This window comes from Paenibacillus marchantiophytorum (genome assembly GCF_014640555.1).
Classification (GTDB): domain Bacteria; phylum Bacillota; class Bacilli; order Paenibacillales; family NBRC-103111; genus Paenibacillus_E; species Paenibacillus_E marchantiophytorum.
In genome coordinates, this window is record NZ_BMHE01000002.1 from 107,890 (window position 1) to 127,225 (window position 19,336).

The following is a 19,336-nucleotide window of genomic DNA, read 5'->3' on the forward strand; positions in this document are numbered from 1 at the left end:
CAGTTTAGGTTTTCTTATTGGCGTCCACCGCAGACTTCTTTGTTTTGGAGGTTTTTGGTCTCCAAGTGCAGCTAATGAACTGTAGGATGCTTATAGACGAGAAAATGGCTACTTTGGAGATTTAATGAACGGAGTTGGCGTTATCTGGCACTTTATTGGCTGAATGGTGATCATTTGGTTGTAATAGAGCTTCTGGGATTCATTAGATTTTCAGAATGAGCGATTTTGGCCAAATAAAGGGTGTTGAATTCGTAAGGAGGCTTGCTAAGGTTCATTGACTGGGTGACCTAGCCATAGGCTAGGTTTTTCTTATTGGCTTCCACCGCAGACTTCTTTGTTTTGGAGGTTTTTGGTCTCCAAGTGCAGCTAATGAACTGTAGAATGCTTATAGACGAGAAAATGGCTACTTTGGAGATTTAATGAACGGAGTTGGCGTTATCCGGCACTTTATTGGCCGAATGGTGATCATTTGGTTGTAATAGAGCTTCTGGGATTCATTAGATTTTCAGAATGAGCGATTTTGGCCAAATAAAGGGTGTTGAATTCGTAAGGAGGCTTGCTAAGGTTCCTTGACTGGGTGACCTAGCAGTAGTTTAGGTTTTTCTTATTGGCGTCCACCGCAGACTTCTTTGTTTTGGAGGTTTTGGTCTCCAAGTGCAACTAATGAACTGTAGGATGCTTATAGACGAGAAAATGGCTACTTTGGAGATTTAATGAACGGAGTTGGCGTTATCCGGCACTTTATTGGCCGAATGGTGATCATTTGGTTGTAATAGAGCTTCTGGGATTCATTAGATTTTCAGAATGAGCGATTTTGGCCAAATAAAGGTTGTGGAGTTCGTAAGCAGGCTTGCGCTAAAGTTCATTGACTGGGTGACCTAGCAGCCATAGGCTAGGTTCTTTCGCTTTTGGAGGCTTTTATAAGGCGGACAGCTGTGGAGGTAGAAAGAATGATTTTTCACTGGTTCGGATACAATGTATGCAGCTTGCTATGATATACTAATTGTAAAGACTGAAGTGTGATCACATGGTATCGCTCGACGCGCGGAATGACTTTATTTTCAAAAAAATATTTGGCAGTGAAAATAACAAGGATGTGCTGTTGGCTTTTCTAGATCCTAGATATTAAAGCCAGAACAACAGAAGGTAAACTGATTAATATAGAGATGCAATTGTTCAACCCCTACAATATGGAGAAGCGTACGCTGTTCTATTGGAGCGAAATGTACTACCATCAGATCAAAAAAGGTGAAAACTATAATTTATTGAAGAAGTGTGTAACCATCAATATTCTGAATTATTCCTGTTTGCCCAATGATCGATACCATAATATTTTCCACCTACGAGAAGATGTTACTGGTATTCCCTTGGATGATGATATCGAAGTACATGTTATCGAATTGACGAAGTTAAAAGATCGTGCCGTTTCCATGGCAGGCGGACTGGTAAACTGGCTGTTGTTTCTACAGGGTGTCGATCAACCAAACTGGGAGGCGTTAACCGTGAATGAACCGATGCTGAAAAAAGCAATGACCACGTTGGAATTTCTGAGTCAGGATAGGGCGACACGCATGGCGTACAATGCTCGTATGAAATATTTGAGCGATGAGGTTTCCCGCACAGAAGGAGCTTGGGCGGAAGGAAAAGCTAGAGGGAAGGCAGATATGGCCCGCGATCTTTTTGCTCTTGGCGTAGATATCTCCGTGATTGCCAAAGCTTCCGGCCTTTCTGAAGAAGAAATCCAAAAAATAGTGAGTCACTGATTAATCGACGATAAAACAAAAAGAGTAGGCCCATGCAATTGCGCATGGGCCTGCTCGATTTAGATCTGAAGAGAAAGTTATAATCGAGTTCCGCGAAGCCGGAATTATTCGAAAAGCTTGCGCAAGTTCTCGCTATAGGGAGCTTGCACGATTCCTTTTTCCGTGATAATCGCAGTCACGTATTCATTAGGTGTTACGTCGAAGGCAGGATTATATACCTTCACGCCTTTGGGTGCTGTACGCTTGCCGAAGCCCTGTGTAATCTCATCTTCGTGGCGTTCCTCAATCGGAATATCTCCGCCTGTTGGCGTATTCAGATCGATCGTGGAGAGCGGACTCGCCACGTAGAAAGGGATGCCGTGCGCCTTAGCCAACACGGCCACACTGTAGGTGCCGATTTTGTTGGCTACGTCACCGTTGGCAGCCACACGGTCTGTTCCAACGATGACCGCTTGGATCCAGCCCTTCGACATAACCGCTCCGGCCATGTTGTCGCAGATCAGCGTCACGTCGACGCCGGCTTGCTGCAGTTCAAAGGCTGTCAACCGCGCGCCTTGCAGCACGGGCCGAGTCTCATCGGCGAACACTTTGATGTTCATGCCTTGTTCCTTAGCCAAGTAGAACGGCGCTAGCGCCGTGCCGTACTTCGCTGTGGCCAAACCGCCGGCGTTGCAGTGCGTCAGCACGCCGAAGCCATCTTCGAACAGCGTCAACGCATGTTCGCCGATAAGGCGGTTCGTCTCCTCGTCCTCCGCTTGAATCTTCTGCGCTTCGTCGAGGAGCGCTTCCTTGAAAGCAGCCGGGCTAACGCCCGCGGCTGCCAAGCTAACCGCATGCGCCCTGATGCGGTCGAGCGCCCAGAACAAGTTCACGGCTGTCGGACGGGACGTCGCCAGGTAGTCCGCTTGCTTCTGGACTTCTGCCAGAAGCCCGTTGGTCGGAGCATCCAGCTCGCGGATGCCGAGATACACCCCATACGCGGCGGCGATCCCGATCGCAGGTGCGCCGCGAACCTTCAAGTGCTGAATCGCTTCCCACACTTGCGTGGCTGTATCCAGCTGCAAATATACGATTTCTTCCGGCAGCAGCCGTTGATCAAGAAGATCAAGCTGCTGTCCATTCCAACGCAAGGACTGCAAAGCGCCTTGAATCTCATTTGTTAAATTATCATTTGTCATAGGGCAAATCCTCTTTCTGCAGCAGCTTCTTTGGTGGCGATGGCAATAAGCTCATCGATGGATGTGATTTGACGATTGGTGCGAATGTAGGAAGTACCAATCGCAAGTGCTAATCGTTGAGCACGTTCTCTTGCGGCAGCATCTTCAATTTTATCAATATCAGCAACATGCGCAAGTCCGACGATGCGGCGGACCATTTTGGCGCCGGTGAAACCGACCGTATCTTTAAGCAGCTCAGCCAAGAAATAATCTTGATATCCGGCAGCTTGGAAAACACGATCAACACCATGCTGATTCCAAAGTGCGCGGAAATTGGCTTCGAAATGCGTCCATACGTCTTTAACCGTTTGCAATAAGTAGGCGCGATAGGCGGTGCGGCTTTCGCTCGTTGTGCTCCAGCCCTCTTGCCCCGCGAAATTAAGAATCAGGTTTGCTAATACCGCGCCGATATCGAATCCCATTGGGCCATAGTAGGCAAACTCAGGATCAATGACTTTTGTCGAATCAGGTTTAATAAAAATACTTCCTGTATGCAGATCGCCATGTAGAAGGGCTTGAGCACTGGTCAAAAATTTGTTGCGGAGAATCGCTACTTCAAAGTGTAAGTTTTTATCAGCCCAGAGCTGTTCAGCAGCATCGCGAATAGGAGCTTCGATACTGTTCGTTTCGGCATCGCGGTAAGGATCATCGAAAATCAAATCCTCGGTTATTTTGCAAAGCTCAGGATTGATGAATCGACCTTGCTGGATTTTCTTTTCTTGCTGGTTTTTGCCCAAATCGGAAGTGAAGAATAGGGTGTTGGCCAGGAAGCGTCCGATATGTTCAGCAAAAAGCGGATATTGGTTGCCTTCAATCAACCCTTTACGCATAATAACGTGATCGCTTAAATCTTCCATGACCGTTAACGCAAGATCAGCATCATAGGCATAAACATGCGGTACGAGATCAGGATTCAATGCTTCTTCAATGATAAGCGCTTCGCTTTCTATACGCGCACGGTCCAGCGTTAGCGGCCAGGATTCACCAACAACTTTGGCATAAGGGAGAGCTTGCTTCAAAATGATACTTTTCCCGGTCGCTATTTCAGATATGCGAAACACGAGGTTTAAATTGCCGTCACCAATTTCATGGCTTGTGAGATCGGAATCTGCTTGGAACAAGTTCGGGATTTGACGAGCATATTCAATAGCTTGAATTTCCGATAAAGGATGATAAGTGGACATATCGAAAGCCTCCTATGAGTCAGTGGAATTAATTCCAACTAAGTTACTCTGTATTATTCATCTTTCCCTAGTATAAGACAAATTGTTGCTGCTTGAAATACTAACTTCTTAAATGTTGCACAATCTACATAAAATAACGGTCTCTTACGTAAATTAACGTGTACAAGCACGTGATTTAAGACAACTTAGGGAGGCTACGATCATGACGACGACTTTAACACAAACGATTCCGGCTGTTCTGAATAAGCAAATTGCCAATTGGGGCTTGCTGTTTGTGAAACTGCACCATTTCCATTGGTATGTAAAAGGCAATCAATTTTTTACGCTGCATGTTAAATTTGAGGAGCTATATAATGAAGCCGCTCTCCATGTGGACGAGTTGGCTGAACGTTTGCTTTCTATTGGTGGAAAGCCAGCGGCAACCATGAAGGCTTACATCGAATTATCCTCATTGAAAGAAGCTTTAGGAAATGAATCGGCCACCAAAATGGTCGAGGCTGTCATTGAAGATTTTACAATTCTTACGCAAGAATTGAAAGCTGGGATGCAAGCTTGTGAAGAAGTTCAGGACGAGACCACTTCAGACATGCTGCTGGCCATCCAAACCTCTTTGGAAAAGCATCGTTGGATGCTGCAATCGTTCCTCGGCTAGCGGTAAATTTACAAAATCTTCAATCGGTGCAAACATGAGATTGATAAATGGTGGCTATACTGAGAGCAAAACAGTCCGGAGGATCTCATCGTGATGAAATTTCTGAACGTCCTGCTTGTTCTTGCTGCTTGCTGCTTTCTTCTTATGATCGCCTTTGCCGCGGATTCGCCAAGCGATATGACAGATCCGAATCCGATGAAACAGAATCAAGAACAGTTTGCCCGCATGCAGCCGACCTATTATGCGGAGAATGCTAAATAGAAAAAGTCAAAGGGATGGACCCTATCGGTTCATCCCTTTGTGTTGTTCTTGTGCACTTTTCTGGCACCAGTTTGTTTTGCTTCCCGAAATTCCTTATAATAAATGGATTAATGAGGAGAACGAGGAGTTGGCGTCATGGGGAATCCAAAGGCTCTGAAAGAATGGGCATCTGCCGTTCAAGCACTTGAAGATGGACAGCAAATTTTCATTATGCGTAAAGGAGGTATTGTTGAGGAGACGAGAGATTTTCAAGTCGAATCGAATGATTTCTTTCTCTATCCGACTTATGAGCATCAGAGAAGGGAACTGTTGAAAGATAAGTATCGCGGTGTCATCGACGAAACCTTAGCAGGCTGGAGCTCAGATGATGCGCAAGTGAAAATCAGCACGTTTGCCACGATGGTCGAAGATATTGAAATCAGTGATCAAGAACAGTTGAATAAACTGTTTCCTTTTCACATCTGGACGGAGAATTTCACGGAAGAAAGACTGAAGTGGAAGCGCAAGAACCCTCTGCATATCATGTTGTTGCGAGTGTATAAATTGGACCAACCGTTGGAGATTCCAATCGAACAAGCCTATTTAGGCTGCAAGTCATGGATCGAGATTTCGGCAGATGTGATGGAAAATGCTTCTATGACGCCAGTTTTGAGCGATGAGGCGTTTGCGCGGCAAGTTGCGGAAATTAAACGTACTTTGTTTTCATAAAAAAGTAGCATTTTCAGAAAATGCTTGCCTATTTCGCCCAACTGCCCTTTCTTGATTTGTCATAGTAAGTTATAATAGAATTATTCTAATGAGAATCAGTGATAATCAGTCAGTTGGTTGTCATTCATGCTAGTACATTTAAACATTATGGAGGCTTAAAGAAATGGCGAATTCATCAACATTTACAATAGACGGTCTTAAAGCGAACGTCGAAGGAAAGGAAATTTTGAAAGGTCTTAGCTTGGAAATCAAGGGCGGAGAAATTCATGCCATCATGGGACCTAACGGTACTGGTAAAAGTACATTGGCTTCCGCTTTGATGGGGCATCCGAAATATGAAGTAACCGAGGGCAGCGTTACATTAGACGGTGAAGACGTTCTCGAAATGGCTGTTGACGAAAGAGCGCGCGCAGGATTGTTTCTGGCGATGCAATATCCAAGTGAAATCACGGGCGTAACAAACGCTGACTTCTTGCGCAGCGCAATGAATGTTCGCCGTGGTGAAGGCAATGAAATATCTTTGATCAAGTTCATTCGCCAAATGGAAGCGAAGATGAAACAACTTGAGATGAACCCTGAGTTCATGCACCGTTATTTGAACGAAGGCTTCTCCGGCGGGGAAAAGAAACGTAACGAAATTCTGCAAATGCTGTTGCTTGAGCCGAAATTCGTCATCTTGGATGAAATTGACTCCGGTCTTGATATCGATGCTTTGCGCATCGTAGCTGAAGGCGTGAACGCAATGCGCAGTGAAGAACGCGGTTTCTTGATTATTACGCATTACCAACGTTTGCTTAATTACGTTAAACCTGATTTTGTACATGTTATGATGCAAGGTCGCATCGTAAAATCCGGTGGTCCTGAGCTTGCAGAGCGTCTGGAAGCGGAAGGTTACGACTGGATCAAAGAAGAACTCGGCATCGTGGATGAAACCGTTGGTCAAGACACGGAAGAATTCAAAGTTCCTATGAACACGCCAGGACCGAAGTACTAAAGGAGGAGAGACTTTGGTCTATGACCAAAGGTCCATATATTAGGAGGAATACCATGAGTACTCAAACAACACTTTCCATAGATTCGAGCGCTGTCATCGAGCTCTCCCGCAGCAAGCAAGAGCCGGAGTGGATGACTGCCCTTCGTACAGAAGGGTTAACGCTAGCGAATTCATTGGAATTACCTGCACTAGAGAAAACGAGAATTGATCGTTGGAGCATTTCCTCTTACGGTTCCTATAAAACGCAAGCCCCTTTGGCTTCTATTGATGCATTGCCGGAAGCAGCCAAGGGTTTAGCAAATGCAGATAACTTGATCGTTCAGCGCAATTCCGGGATTGTTTACAACCAAGTCTCTGAAGAATTGAAAAAGCAAGGCGTGATTTTCACGGATCTGGAAACGGCGATTCGCGATCACGCTGATCTCGTGAAGCCTTACTTCATGAAGGCGATCGAAGCGAACGAAAATCAACTGACAGCTTTGCATGCAGCTCTTTGGAACGGTGGCATTTTCATCTATGTTCCCAAAGAAGTCCGTGTAGATATTCCGCTTCAAGCGTTGTTTGTTACTGATGATGCAGAAGCTACATTTGCACCGCATGTCTTGATTGTGGCTGAGCAGTTTAGTTCAGTAACGTATGTAGATAACTACGTTTCTGCTCTATCCGGAGCTCCGCTCGTACAGAACGGCGTCGTTGAGATCTTCCTAAAACCGGGTGCGCGAGTGAATTACGCATCTATTCATAATTTGGAAGAATCCGTAACGGATCTGACTTACCGTCGTGCCATTATCGACAATGATGCTAGTATGCAGTGGGTTGTTGGCGAAATGAACTACGGGAATACATTGTCCGACACAACATCGATTCTCAAAGGCAAAGGTTCTGATTCCGATGCCAAAGTGATCTGTGTAGGCACACAAGAGCAAAAGCTGAACCTGACAACACGCGCTGTTCATTGGGGGAAAGCTTCGACAAGCGATATGATTACTCGCGCCGTTATGAGAGATGGCGCAACAGCGATTATCAACGGGATTACCAAGATCGAAAAAGGCGCAACGGGCTGTAACGGTCAACAAACAGAGAAAGTGCTAATGCTCAGTCCCAAAGCACGCGGCGACGCTAACCCGATCCTGTTGATTGATGAAGATGATGTAAAAGCAGGTCACGCCGCGAGCGTTGGTCAAGTGAATGCAGAGCAAGTTCACTACTTGATGTCCCGTGGTATTACCAAAGAAGAAGCTCAACGCTTAATTATTTACGGATTCTTGGCACCTGTTGTATCCGTTATTCCAATTAAAAGCGTTGAAGAACAGCTGCAAAGCTTAGTGGAGAGGAAGCTGGGACAATGAAACCTGCTGAGATACGTGAACTTTTTCCCATTCTCAAACAAGAAGTGAACGGTCATCCTCTGGTGTACTTGGACAGCGCGGCAACTTCCCAGAAGCCAATTCAGGTCATTGAGGCACTGAAGCACTACTATGAGTGGGACAATGCGAACGTTCACCGCGGGGTTCATACACTAGGTTCTCGTGCAACAGATGCTTATGAAGGGGCTAGAGCGAAGGTTGCTAAGTTCATCGGGGCATCCAGCGAACAAGAGATTATCTTCACTAGAGGCACAACAACGGCTATTAACATTGTGGCAAGCAGTTATGCGAAATCGGTCTTGCGTGAAGGCGATGAAATCGTCCTCACGCCGATGGAGCATCACAGCAACCTAATCCCTTGGCAGCAAGCCGCCAAGGCAACAGGAGCCGTTCTCAAATATATTCCTTTACAGCCTGACGGTACGATTTTGCTCAGTGACGTTGAAAATGTCATTACGGATCGTACGAAGATCGTATCGATCGTATATGTTTCCAATGTTCTTGGTGTTATTAATCCGGTCAAGGAAATCGCCCAGATCGCCCACAAACATGGCGCGAAGATCATGGTTGACGGCGCGCAGAGCACACCTCACATGAAAGTGGATGTGCAGGATCTCGATTGTGATTTCTACGGACTTTCCGGTCATAAAATGTGTGGCCCTACTGGAATCGGGGCATTGTATGGGAAGAAAGAATTGCTTGAAAACATGGAGCCTGTGGAGTTCGGCGGCGAGATGATCGATCATGTTGATTTGTATGAATCAACATGGAAAGAACTTCCTTGGAAATTCGAGGGTGGAACGCCGATCATCGCGGGTGCTGTTGGTCTCGGCGCGGCGATTGATTTCTTGCAAGAAGTCGGCATGGACAACATTTTCAAGCACGATATGGAACTCACGAATTACGCAATGGAGCGCATGGCTCAGATTGAAGATCTGACCATTTATGGACCATTGAAGAACCGTGCCGGACTCGTAACCTTCAATCTGGGGGATGTACATCCTCATGATGTAGCCACGGTTCTGGATGCGGAGGGAGTTGCAATCCGCGCTGGTCACCACTGCGCACAGCCTTTGATGAGATGGTTGGAAGTAAGCAGCACAGCTCGTGCAAGCTTTTACCTCTATAATACGGAAGAAGATATTGACCGTCTTGTGATGGCCTTACAAAAAACAAAGGAGTACTTCGGCCATGCAATTGGATGATTTATACCGCAGAGTGATTATGGATCACTATAAAACACCGCGCAACCGTGGGAAGTTTGAGTCAGGCGAAGCCGTTACGATTGATCTGAACAATCCAACTTGCGGTGATAAAATTTCACTGCAAATGCAGGTGGAAGAGGGCATCGTGAAAGCGGCCAAATTCACAGGCGAAGGCTGTTCGATCAGTTTATCCTCAGCATCTATGATGACGGATGCGGTCAAAGGCAAGACGATCGAAGAAGCACTGAAGATGGCTGAAAACTTTTCTGGCCTGATGAAGGGCGAATCCGTGGAATTTGAATATGAAGATATAGAGGCTTTATCTGGGGTAAATAAATTCCCAGCGCGGATTAAATGTGCAACACTGGCATGGAATGCGCTCCGCAAAGGTATCGAACAGTCCCAAAAGACGGATAACTAACGCGCAAGCGATAAATAAGCAGTTGATTAAGCAATACCAAAGCACTAAGGAGGAATGAATCATGGCTAAACAAATGCCGGATCTCGAGGATTATAAATATGGTTTTAGAGATGAGCACAAATCGATTTTCCAATCGGGTAAAGGCTTAACTCGTGAAATCGTTGAAGAAATCTCCCGCATTAAAGGCGAACCGGAATGGATGTTGGAATTCCGTCTGAAATCATTGGAGCAATTCTTCAAAATGCCGATGCCGCGTTGGGGCGGCAACATGGATGATCTTGATTTTGACGATATCCAGTACTACGTAAGACCTTCTGAGAAGCAAGGTAAAACGTGGGAAGAAGTTCCTACAGAAATCAAAGAAACATTCGACAAGCTGGGTATTCCAGAAGCGGAACAAAAGTTCCTTGCTGGTGTATCGGCACAATACGAATCCGAAGTTGTTTATCACAGCATGCAAAAGGAACTCGAAGACCAAGGCGTTATCTTCACAGATACGGACTCGGCGCTTCGTGAATATCCGGAGCTGTTCAGACAATATTTCGGAACCATTATTCCGCCAACCGACAACAAATTCGCTGCGTTGAATAGTGCGGTTTGGTCCGGTGGTTCTTTCATTTACGTGCCAAAAGGCGTGAAATGTGAAGTTCCATTGCAAGCTTACTTCCGTATCAACTCCGAGAACATGGGTCAATTCGAGCGTACCTTGATCATTACCGACGAAGAAAGCTTCGTGCATTATGTAGAGGGCTGTACAGCTCCTATTTACAGCACAAACTCCCTTCACAGTGCGGTAGTTGAGATTGTATGTCTCAAAAACTCCCGTGCTCGTTACACAACCATCCAAAACTGGGCACCTAACATCTACAACCTCGTAACCAAACGTGCGGTTGCCGAAGAAGGCGCTACAATGGAATGGGTTGATGGCAACATCGGTTCCAAGCTGACAATGAAATATCCAGCAGTTGTGCTTAAAGGCCGCGGCGCTAAAGGGATGGTTCTTTCCATCGCTGTAGCAGGCAAAGGCCAGCACCAAGATGCAGGCGCCAAAATGACGCATCTGGCTCCGGATACAACATCAACGATCGTTTCCAAATCGATTTCCAAGCATGGCGGTAAAGTAACGTACCGCGGTCTGGCATCCTTCGGACGCAACTCCCAAGGTTCCAAAGCAAACATTAAATGTGACACGTTGATTCTCGATAACGAGTCGACGTCGGATACAATTCCATACAATGAAATCATGAACGACAACATCACGTTGGAGCATGAAGCAACAGTATCCAAGGTTTCTGAGGATCAATTGTTCTACCTTATGAGCCGTGGTTTGACTGAAGCTGAAGCAACGCAAATGATCGTTATGGGCTTCATTGAGCCATTCACCAAAGAGCTTCCAATGGAATATGCCGTTGAGATGAATCGTCTCATCAAGTTTGAAATGGAAGGCAGCATCGGTTAACCGATCTGCTTATCAAAAAGCGTGCCCGAGGAAATCGGGCACGCTTTTTTTTGAATGGCTGCTGATAAACCGCGAAGTTGGCTGAAATAAGATTATCCAGTTTGCGTGCGGAGGTAAGGGAACTGCAGTACGCTAATATAGCCAAAAGTGTCATTATCGCGGGGGTGCGGGAACTACAGGGCGCTATTTTGCTGTTTGCTGTGAAATTCAGAGCTTTTTGTGGAAGTAAGACCCTGTAGTTCCGCTATTGCCCTCGTATCCTTACTATTTGCCAAAATAGCGTCCCACAGTTCCCTTAATAGGATTTCATCGCATTTAGGTTGCTCATCTCTCTACGCGGCGGAGCTATTTTAATTATTGAGACGTTTGCGGTTTTGAGAAGCCAATGAATGAATTGCGACATAGAAAGGCTGAAGATTAAATTTCTTGCCGAACTCGAATTTATAAGTGGCTGTTTTGGCATCGTTGGCTTTGTAATACGGAGAGGTGATGTAGTGGATCGTTAATTCACTGTCATCAAACCCTGTACCGGACGTTTCCATCGTCACTTCATAGATAGAATCAAGGTCAATGGAAGCAATTCTTGTTTTCTTGCCTGTGACGCCTTGATGATCAATAAGGATGATTCTTTCGTTCGTCACAATAAAGGAGTCTCGAACTAATTTAAAACCTGTAGTTACTTTTTCATCCGGCATCAGATAAATACCATACTGTCTAGTCAGTTCCTCAATGGAAACCTCTGAAAAATTGCCTAGTAGACCATTCAAAAAGCCAGCCATTGCGATCACTCCTCCTTTTCATACTACGCCCACTATTCGACATATAGAAGGAATTCCCTTCTTCTTCCATTCCGTATCAAGAATGGTCAGCACGGATACAATCCTATACGCCGGCAATACTGGGAACATGCTCCACGTGAGTATGTCTGTATTTGATGCATATTTATATGCTGCTTTTCTCACTCTATTAAGGATCATAAATGCGTCTTTAAAGGAGAAGAGTAGGTATGTGGAAAAGGCTCAAAGTAGCGGCAATAGGTAGCATGGTCGTCATGATGGCGACTACGACAGCTTGTGGGAGCAATCATGTGAGCCCCAAAAATTCTGTTCAACCCCTTAATTCACCGACTCAATCAGGTACGGGCAATCCAACAGCACAGAGCTTATCGCAACCGGGCGGCAGCGTGAACAGATTAGGTAATGACGATGCTGTAATCCCAATTAAAGTGATTAACAATGTCAATTATGTTGATGCTCGTGAACTCATCCAAACGCTTAAATTCCAGTCAGATTTGGATGGAGCCAGCCAAAAGCTTTTAATCGGCGATAATGATGCAAACTACGAATTGCAGTTGAACTCAACGAAAGCGAAGAAAGACGGGTACGACATTAAGGTCAGCCAGCCTTTTATCAAAGAAGGGGACGCTGCTTACTTGCCAGTTTCCTCGCTGGCCGATTTATTTCAAGATGACATGTCGTATGAAGTGAGCGGCAATCAGGTGAAAATTCATCCATCTCCAGTCGCCCCAATTGCCAATGAAGATGCAGATGACCCGCGAGGCAATTCGCCGGAGCTTGCTTTCGGGGAGGATCCTGACGACCCCTTCAAAGGAGAAGGAAAGGGTGCTAATCCCGCTTCGAAGAATGTACAAAGTGAAGACGAGCTCCAAGTATGGTCGCCTTCTGGGCAAGAGGAGGTGCGACCTGTGATCAAAAACATTGATATTAATGGAATGGTCAATAAAGGCAAGCAATATATGGGTGTAAAATATAAGTTCGGTACCGGTCCCTATCCCCAAACAGGGAAATTCGACTGTTCCACATTTACGCAGTATGTATATGGGAAATATGGCGTTAAGCTTCAGCGACTTGCCCGCGAACAAGCAGCGGAAGGTACATTAGTAAGCCGAAAATCTTTGCGAAAAGGCGATTTAATGTTCTTCTACGTGCCAGGTCGATTCAAGAGCAACAAGACGGTTGGACATGTAGGGATTTACATTGGAAATATGCAGATGCTGCACGCATCACCGGAACCCAAAGATGGCGTTCAAATCTCAAGTATCGATAAAGCCTATTGGAAAGCAACCTTTCTTAAAGCGAAACGTTTTGTATATTAACATGCAAGAGGCTGTCTCCAAAGGGTGAAAACCTGAGGAGCAGCCTCTTTGCTATGTTGACGGAAGTGGTGCTGAGCTGCCGACCCGCTGAGCCGTCGAGCCCTGCCGACCTGCCGACCCGCTGAGCCGTCGAGCCCTGCCGACCTGCCGACCCGCTGAGCCGTCGAGCCCTGCCGACCTGCCGACCTCGCCGAGCCGTTGAGCCCCGCCCCAGCACAATCTTTAATGAACTGTGTGATGCTTATAGACGAGAAAATAGCTTTACTGGAGATTTAATGAACCGACAAGGTGTTAAGGAGTAGTTTATAGGTGGAATAGTGATCGATTACTTGAAATAGCGCATCGGGAATTCGTTAGATATTTTGACTGCACCATTTTGATCAAATAAAGGTTATTGAGTTCGTAAGGGAGCGTAGCTCAAGGTCCAACGGCCTTTTGAGGCGGCCCCCTTTTATTATTTTACTGACATAATGAAACAAATCGGTTGCTCCTGCGTTTTACTTAGTATGTAGTTATGGTTAAAGGAGGAACAATCGGATGACTATTACGCTCTACGAAAAATTGGCGGACGGACAGCTTCAGAAAATCAGTGATCGTCCTTGGGATGATAAATTAGTTCAAGCATTAAATGCAGCTAATTTCGTGCTGGTTGGCGGCAAGGAATATGAAATGATTGAAGGCAGGTTGAATTTGGATTTGGATGTATTTGAAATATTACTCGTGACGGTTAGTTTAGATGGGGGCGTGAGTCGGCCGTGAAACGACCGCTTAAAGTCCTATCCGCGTCATTAAGCCTGTTCATTGCCGGTCATCTCTTGCTGCTTCCGGCACATGCCGCGGAGTCGCCTAACCCCAATACCGGGGCAGCGAAACTGGTGGAATGGTCTTCAGATGAGGTGAAATCCTATTATGATCCATCGACGGATTGGAACATTCCTTTATTATCAGCTAAGCCAGCTGCTTCTCCAACACCTACGGGCACTGGCGGGACGGTAGGCAGTACTGCTCCCATTATCGTGAATCAAGTTAGTGGCGGAAGTGGTTTTGGTTGGGATGATTTGTTGCTTTATGGTTTGATTATTAATAGTGTAAGTCCTTATTCTTCAAGTAGTTGGGGGAATAATCACCGATCTTATTATTATCGTTCCAATACGCCTTATGTGACCAAAACGTACCAACCGAGCACCTTCTCCAATCGTTCCACGACGAAAACACCGACGACATCCAGTGGCACGGGGACTTTTACGACGAATAAATCTTCAACTAGCAAGACGGGATCGACGGGCACCTCCGGAACGGCTGCTGGGTCTAAGTCGACTACTGGTGCCGTTTCAGGAACGACTGGTGTGGCAGGAACTACGGGAGATACGGCAGGGAAGAAAGGAACGACTGAGTCAACAGGAACAACAGCAGGGAAGACAGGATCATCAGGCACTTCAGGATCGGTCAGCAACTCCGGAACATCCAGTTCCAAATCAACATCAACGTCATCCGGCAGCATAGGCGGCAAATCAAGCGGCTTCAGTTCCTCATCGGGCTCCTCGTCCAGTTCAGGGGGTTAGTTCAGTGGTTTTTGAAGTGAGGGGCACACCGTCCCCAGAGAGAGAAGCAAGAGTGTACCAGCTGGCAGAGTTGGGCTTTACGTGGGCTGATTTGGAAGAAGAGACATACTGGATTGATCAGCTCGTGATGATGGAACGAAAATCATACGATGAATTAATTCATGCCGCTGAGCATCTATGGCGTGTGTTTGATAAAGCAGTTCGGTATGTCAAAGGGAATCGCGACTACTATGAACAATTATCGATTCCTGAAGTTCTCTGGGATGGGTTGGATCGATTAGAACTTAACGCGGAGGGATTCATCAGCCGATATGCGCGGTTTGATTTTACAGTGAATCAAGAAGGTCAAATTAAATTGCTGGAGCTTAATGCGGATACACCAACTGGCTATGTGGAAGCCGCGATAGCCACACCGTGGTTATGCCGAGAGCAAGGCTTGGACTCGCCGAATGAAGCGATGAAGGATTTGATCCGAGCTGCTTGGGACATTGAAGCGCCTGATCACGCGGCTTGCATTGCTTATGGCAAGCATGTGGAAGATACAGGGACTCTGGATGCCTTAGTTGCTCATAGCGGAAGACAGATAACATGCGTGGACTGTCTTGACCTCTGGATTGATGAAGGTGTCGTTAAAGTTGGCCAGGATCACATCATAACGAAAATGTTTGCGCTTTATCCCAAGGAATGGATGGGGGTCGATGAAGGCGGTGAGGCGTTCTCTTATGCGATCGAAGAGCGATTCATCGAATTATTCAATCCTTTGCATGCGGTAATTATCCAATCTAAAGGGCTGCAAGCTTTCATCTGGGGCTTGCACGAGGAGCATTCGGCCTATTTCACAGAGGAGGAGCATCGCGCCATACGAACGTATATGCTGCCTACCTACACAGCACCAAAGCTCAAAGGAGACTATGTATCCAAGTCGATGTTCGGCAGGGAGGGCGGCTCCGTAGAGCTTTATAACGCTCAAGGAGACATTGAAGTCAAAGATGAAGTAGGCTTTGACACAAGTGTGTTCTTTCGTCGCGTGTATCAAGAGCGTGCTGACTTGCCTGAACTCACTTTCGCCCACGGGAAGAGGTATCTGCTGACAGGACTTTTCGTTCTGAATGGAACGCCTTGCGGGCTTTTAGGAAGAGCAGGTGGCATTATTACAGGAAATTCGAGTCAATTTGTAGCGATTGGAGTGAAAGCAACTTGAAAAAAAGGCGAATTTGGATTTTTATCGTCGTCTTCATCGTACTTATTTTAATCATTCGTGCATGCAGTGTAGCCTCTAATAAGACACCATCCGTGCTCAGCAAGGGGTCATCGGGAAATGCAGCGACCGTAAGCGGTGCGAATGGGGAAGTGCCTTGGGATTATCAGGTCCAGCAAGCGAAGGTAGGAGATCTGTTGGATGGCGATATGGTGCTGCTGCCTAATAATGAACGGATTTCCAATGATCAAAGTTTTGCAACGGGAGATCAAGTTTGGGTGCTTACTTATATGCAAGCGACCATGAAAACAGACAGCCAAGGGAAGAATGATGTGACGTTGTCACAGTGGAAACCGATCAAGACGTTCAAGACCAAGGAAGAAGCAGATAAGGATCTGGCTGAGCTGAAAGTGGAGATCAAAACGGATGTGAAGTTAATCGGTGTGTATAAAACGGAGTTGGAGGGCAAGTTTCGTTATTTCGCGGTGGCCGAAATGCCAACAGGACAGAAAGTGAAGCAGCCTATTCCAGAGGAACGCTATCAAAGCTTTAAAGATAAAAAGGAAGTGCCTGTTGTTTTGGAAGAAGTTCATGATTTCAGCAATTATGATCAATCGATGGCGAAATTTCGGGGGTGGGCGGAATGATAGTTTTGAACGTTGTGATCAGTTTATTCGTGATAGTGCTTCTGCAATTTGGAGGTATGTATATATTTAGTTTAATGACGCCTTATCGGGATATGGAGGAGATCAACAATGGGAATGTCGCTGTTAGTCTTGCCATGGGCGGGAAGTTTGTGGCGACCGGGATCATATTAGGGATTGCTGCTTATACGAATTCGTCAATTTGGCATATGAGCATGTGGTTCGCTGTGGGGTATGTTTGTTTAGTAGCAACGTACTGGGTTTTTGATTGGTTGACGCCGGGCGTGAAGCTGTCGGATCAATTAAAAGAGGGGAATGTGGCGGTTGGCACCCTGCTGGCTGCGGTCTACATTGGCATTGCTATCGCAGTCAGCAGTTTGATTATTTAATCGCTGAGGTTCACTGTTAAATCGCAATTTGTTTGATTTCGATATCCTGCAGCTGGGACAGATCTAAGAATTCATTGTTAATATTAATGAGCGGTCGGAAGAAATCGGAAGGATTGGTCATCACAATCGTGCCGATACGTCCATCGCTCAAAGATACTTTTTTGCCGATAAAGTTGGGAATCATGTTGCGGATAAACACTTGGGTAATCTTCGGGTCAAGCTGCCCAAAGCTCATTCGGTGAAGTTCTTTGAGCACGATAAGCAGATCGCGTTTCTCCTGGTATACGCGTTTGCAGATCATGGCGCTGTAGACGTCCGCAACGGCAATAATCAGAGAAAAAGAATGGATTTCCGTACTTTTTTTGCGCATCGGATAACCAGAGCCATCCATGCGTTCATGATGTTGAAGCGCCACAAGGGCAAGTGTGTTGTCCTTCATCGAGCTTTTAATGATTTCGTAGCCGTAAATGGTGTGTTTCTGGATTTCATTGTACTCATCATTGGTTAATTTGGCAGGCTTATTCAGGATATCCGGGTCAATTTTGCATTTGCCGATATCATGCAGATAGCCTGCTTTTCCTATGTAAAGGGCATCTTTTTCGCTTTTGTTCATCCATTTGGCAATATAGTAGGAAAGCATCCCGACCTGAACACTGTGCTGGTAGGTGTAATCGTCTTGACTAGTTAAAGAAAGCAGCAAAGAAACAACGTCTTTCTCTTCCTGAAAACTATCGATAAGCGGATTGAAAGCGGATTCCACTAAGTCGTTGTCAATAGATCCGCCTGTGCTGACAGAAGTGAAGATATCTTTGATGGCAGTGATCGAGTTCTGGAAATTCAATAATTGCGATTCGTTGGCTTGCCGATTGGGAATCTCGTTATGCTCTGTCAGATCGAGCCCATTCGCTCTGGGCTCGATATCGACATAATCTACATTGTGGCGATTGAGCATATGAATATCACTTGCATCCAAAACCGTTCCGGCTGAGAGCAGATGAAGTCCTACCGTATTGTAGGAATCAGAAAGCAGTTTATCACCGACGATTAATTGCAAGACGTGTATACGCATAGAAGTTCCTCTCCTAGTCCTAATATCAGTAGGTATATCGTATTAATACTACATCCCAATATAACGGCTGTAAAGACTTTTGGCCTGAATTAAATCATCCGTTCCCTGAATCAGAACACGGCCTCCCGGGAAAATGATCAACTGCAAATCAGGAGCGGCTTGGAACTTCAATAGAAAGCGATTTTTCTCAACGGGCCCCAGCGGTTTCAAGCGTTCTTCCCAGTACTCAAGCTGTTTGGTGGAAGGAACAACAGGATGGATTTGAACGGAATTTCGTCCGCATAAGGATTGGATCGTGTCGCTTTCTATGCTGGCTTCCAAGTAGTCATATTGCTTCATAGCGCAAGCAGGACAGTCTGGTTTCTTAGCACTATCTACACGGATGGCGGATTGCTGATTGAACCAGAGGTCCCATTGCTGCATTTTGAGATTCAACTGTTCCTGGGCGCCTACAAGCAGTTTAAGAGCTTCGGTTGCTTGAAAGGAAGCAACGATATGAATGATTCCGCCGATCACACCGGCTGTATCGCAAGTTTCTGTCGTGCCTGCTGCGGGAGCTTGTGTGAACAAGCAGCGTAAGCATGGCGTTTGTCCAGGAATAATTGTCAAAGAGACACCTCTGGAAGCGACGGCGCCGCCATAGATCCAAGGTATCCCCAGTTTGATGCTGACATCATTAATAAGAAAGCGAACCGAGAAGTTATCTGTTCCGTCCAAGATGAGATCTACACCGCTTAACAATTCTTCCGCGTTCGTAGCGTTAAGATCAGTGACATGAGGTTCAATGCGAACCAGAGAATTAACAAGCTCAAGCCGTTTTGCAGCAGCTATGGCTTTGGGTGTTGTTGTGTTCGCATCCTCTTCATCATAGAGCATTTGTCTTTGTAAATTGCTGGTATCTACGAAGTCGCGGTCAATTAAACGCACGTATCCGACACCGGCACGTACCATATGATTGGCAAGCACGGTCCCGAGCGCCCCCATGCCAACGATAGCGATCCGGCTATTCATTAGCTTGCGTTGTCCTTCCGTACCGATAGGGGAGAAAAGAATTTGGCGGGAATAACGAGAATCTATTGTATCGGTCTGTTCGCTATGTAAATGTGTGTCCACGCGGGATCATCTCC

Annotated in this window: 19 protein-coding genes and 1 pseudogene; 15 read left to right on the forward strand and 5 right to left on the reverse strand. The window is 46.0% G+C overall.

Annotated features, from left to right (window positions below):
* The first annotated feature begins 1,027 nt into the window (after nt 1–1,027).
* Nucleotides 1,028–1,763, forward strand: a pseudogene (locus IEY34_RS02845) (Rpn family recombination-promoting nuclease/putative transposase).
* A gap of 104 nt (nt 1,764–1,867) precedes the next feature.
* On the opposite strand, the gene mtnA reads toward IEY34_RS02845, so the two are convergent.
* Both mtnA and mtnK read right to left on the reverse strand, forming a co-directional pair.
* Nucleotides 1,868–2,941 carry an S-methyl-5-thioribose-1-phosphate isomerase gene (mtnA, locus tag IEY34_RS02850; RefSeq protein ID WP_189007288.1) on the reverse strand — a complete coding sequence of 358 codons (1,074 nt, stop codon included), beginning with the start codon at nt 2,939–2,941 and terminating at the stop codon, nt 1,868–1,870.
* Nucleotides 2,938–4,164, reverse strand: coding sequence for an S-methyl-5-thioribose kinase (gene mtnK, locus IEY34_RS02855; protein WP_189007293.1), 1,227 nt, complete (start codon nt 4,162–4,164; stop codon nt 2,938–2,940). The genes mtnA and mtnK overlap by 4 nt, the downstream gene beginning before the upstream one ends.
* Before the next feature lie 202 nt (nt 4,165–4,366).
* On the opposite strand from mtnK, the gene IEY34_RS02860 reads away from it, so the two are divergent.
* The 8 genes from IEY34_RS02860 to sufB all read left to right on the forward strand — a co-directional run bounded on the left by IEY34_RS02860 (nt 4,367) and on the right by sufB (nt 11,231).
* Nucleotides 4,367–4,816 (forward strand): Dps family protein, encoded by a 450-nt coding sequence (locus tag IEY34_RS02860; protein ID WP_189007297.1) that lies wholly within the window; start codon nt 4,367–4,369, stop codon nt 4,814–4,816.
* Between the two features lie 90 nt (nt 4,817–4,906).
* Nucleotides 4,907–5,077 (forward strand): hypothetical protein, encoded by a 171-nt coding sequence (locus tag IEY34_RS02865; RefSeq protein ID WP_189007299.1) that lies wholly within the window; start codon nt 4,907–4,909, stop codon nt 5,075–5,077.
* Between the two features lie 135 nt (nt 5,078–5,212).
* Nucleotides 5,213–5,785, forward strand: a complete 573-nt coding sequence (locus IEY34_RS02870; RefSeq protein ID WP_189007302.1) for a DUF1802 family protein — start codon at nt 5,213–5,215, stop codon at nt 5,783–5,785.
* A gap of 163 nt (nt 5,786–5,948) precedes the next feature.
* Nucleotides 5,949–6,779, forward strand: a complete 831-nt coding sequence (gene sufC / locus IEY34_RS02875; RefSeq protein ID WP_056834503.1) for a Fe-S cluster assembly ATPase SufC — start codon at nt 5,949–5,951, stop codon at nt 6,777–6,779.
* Nucleotides 6,780–6,832: 53 nt separating this feature from the next.
* Nucleotides 6,833–8,128: a Fe-S cluster assembly protein SufD gene (sufD, locus tag IEY34_RS02880; protein WP_189007304.1), complete on the forward strand. Its 1,296-nt coding sequence runs from the start codon at nt 6,833–6,835 to the stop codon at nt 8,126–8,128.
* On the forward strand, nt 8,125–9,351 hold the full coding sequence (locus IEY34_RS02885; RefSeq protein ID WP_189007330.1) for a cysteine desulfurase: 1,227 nt from the start codon (nt 8,125–8,127) through the stop codon (nt 9,349–9,351). Before sufD ends, IEY34_RS02885 begins: the two co-directional genes overlap by 4 nt.
* On the forward strand, nt 9,338–9,772 hold the full coding sequence (sufU, locus tag IEY34_RS02890) for a Fe-S cluster assembly sulfur transfer protein SufU (protein ID WP_189007332.1): 435 nt from the start codon (nt 9,338–9,340) through the stop codon (nt 9,770–9,772). The genes IEY34_RS02885 and sufU overlap by 14 nt, the downstream gene beginning before the upstream one ends.
* 61 nt (nt 9,773–9,833) lie before the next feature.
* The gene (sufB, locus tag IEY34_RS02895; protein ID WP_189007334.1) at nt 9,834–11,231 is read left to right on the forward strand and encodes a Fe-S cluster assembly protein SufB; all 1,398 of its coding nucleotides are present in this window, start codon (nt 9,834–9,836) and stop codon (nt 11,229–11,231) included.
* Between the two features lie 350 nt (nt 11,232–11,581).
* On the opposite strand, the gene IEY34_RS02900 is transcribed toward sufB, so the two are convergent.
* A complete protein-coding gene (locus tag IEY34_RS02900) occupies nt 11,582–12,010 on the reverse strand; it encodes a PH domain-containing protein (protein WP_189007337.1) in 429 nt (142 codons plus the stop codon).
* Nucleotides 12,011–12,237: 227 nt separating this feature from the next.
* On the opposite strand from IEY34_RS02900, the gene IEY34_RS02905 reads away from it, so the two are divergent.
* The 6 genes from IEY34_RS02905 to IEY34_RS02930 all read left to right on the forward strand — a co-directional run bounded on the left by IEY34_RS02905 (nt 12,238) and on the right by IEY34_RS02930 (nt 17,140).
* Nucleotides 12,238–13,347, forward strand: coding sequence for a C40 family peptidase (locus IEY34_RS02905; RefSeq protein ID WP_189007340.1), 1,110 nt, complete (start codon nt 12,238–12,240; stop codon nt 13,345–13,347).
* A 537-nt stretch (nt 13,348–13,884) separates the two neighbouring features.
* On the forward strand, nt 13,885–14,106 hold the full coding sequence (locus IEY34_RS02910) for a hypothetical protein (RefSeq protein ID WP_189007342.1): 222 nt from the start codon (nt 13,885–13,887) through the stop codon (nt 14,104–14,106).
* A complete protein-coding gene (locus tag IEY34_RS02915) occupies nt 14,103–14,909 on the forward strand; it encodes a hypothetical protein (RefSeq protein WP_189007345.1) in 807 nt (268 codons plus the stop codon). The genes IEY34_RS02910 and IEY34_RS02915 overlap by 4 nt, the downstream gene beginning before the upstream one ends.
* Before the next feature lie 4 nt (nt 14,910–14,913).
* The gene (locus tag IEY34_RS02920; RefSeq protein ID WP_189007360.1) at nt 14,914–16,110 is read left to right on the forward strand and encodes a glutathionylspermidine synthase family protein; all 1,197 of its coding nucleotides are present in this window, start codon (nt 14,914–14,916) and stop codon (nt 16,108–16,110) included.
* The gene (locus IEY34_RS02925; protein WP_229757443.1) at nt 16,107–16,754 is read left to right on the forward strand and encodes a hypothetical protein; all 648 of its coding nucleotides are present in this window, start codon (nt 16,107–16,109) and stop codon (nt 16,752–16,754) included. The genes IEY34_RS02920 and IEY34_RS02925 overlap by 4 nt, the downstream gene beginning before the upstream one ends.
* Nucleotides 16,751–17,140, forward strand: a complete 390-nt coding sequence (locus IEY34_RS02930) for a DUF350 domain-containing protein (protein WP_189007363.1) — start codon at nt 16,751–16,753, stop codon at nt 17,138–17,140. Before IEY34_RS02925 ends, IEY34_RS02930 begins: the two co-directional genes overlap by 4 nt.
* A gap of 16 nt (nt 17,141–17,156) precedes the next feature.
* Here IEY34_RS02930 and IEY34_RS02935 read toward each other — a convergent pair whose 3' ends face one another.
* Both IEY34_RS02935 and IEY34_RS02940 read right to left on the reverse strand, forming a co-directional pair.
* Nucleotides 17,157–18,209: an HD-GYP domain-containing protein gene (locus tag IEY34_RS02935; protein ID WP_189007366.1), complete on the reverse strand. Its 1,053-nt coding sequence runs from the start codon at nt 18,207–18,209 to the stop codon at nt 17,157–17,159.
* Between the two features lie 48 nt (nt 18,210–18,257).
* Nucleotides 18,258–19,286: a ThiF family adenylyltransferase gene (locus IEY34_RS02940; protein WP_189007955.1), complete on the reverse strand. Its 1,029-nt coding sequence runs from the start codon at nt 19,284–19,286 to the stop codon at nt 18,258–18,260.
* Nucleotides 19,287–19,336 lie beyond the last annotated feature (50 nt).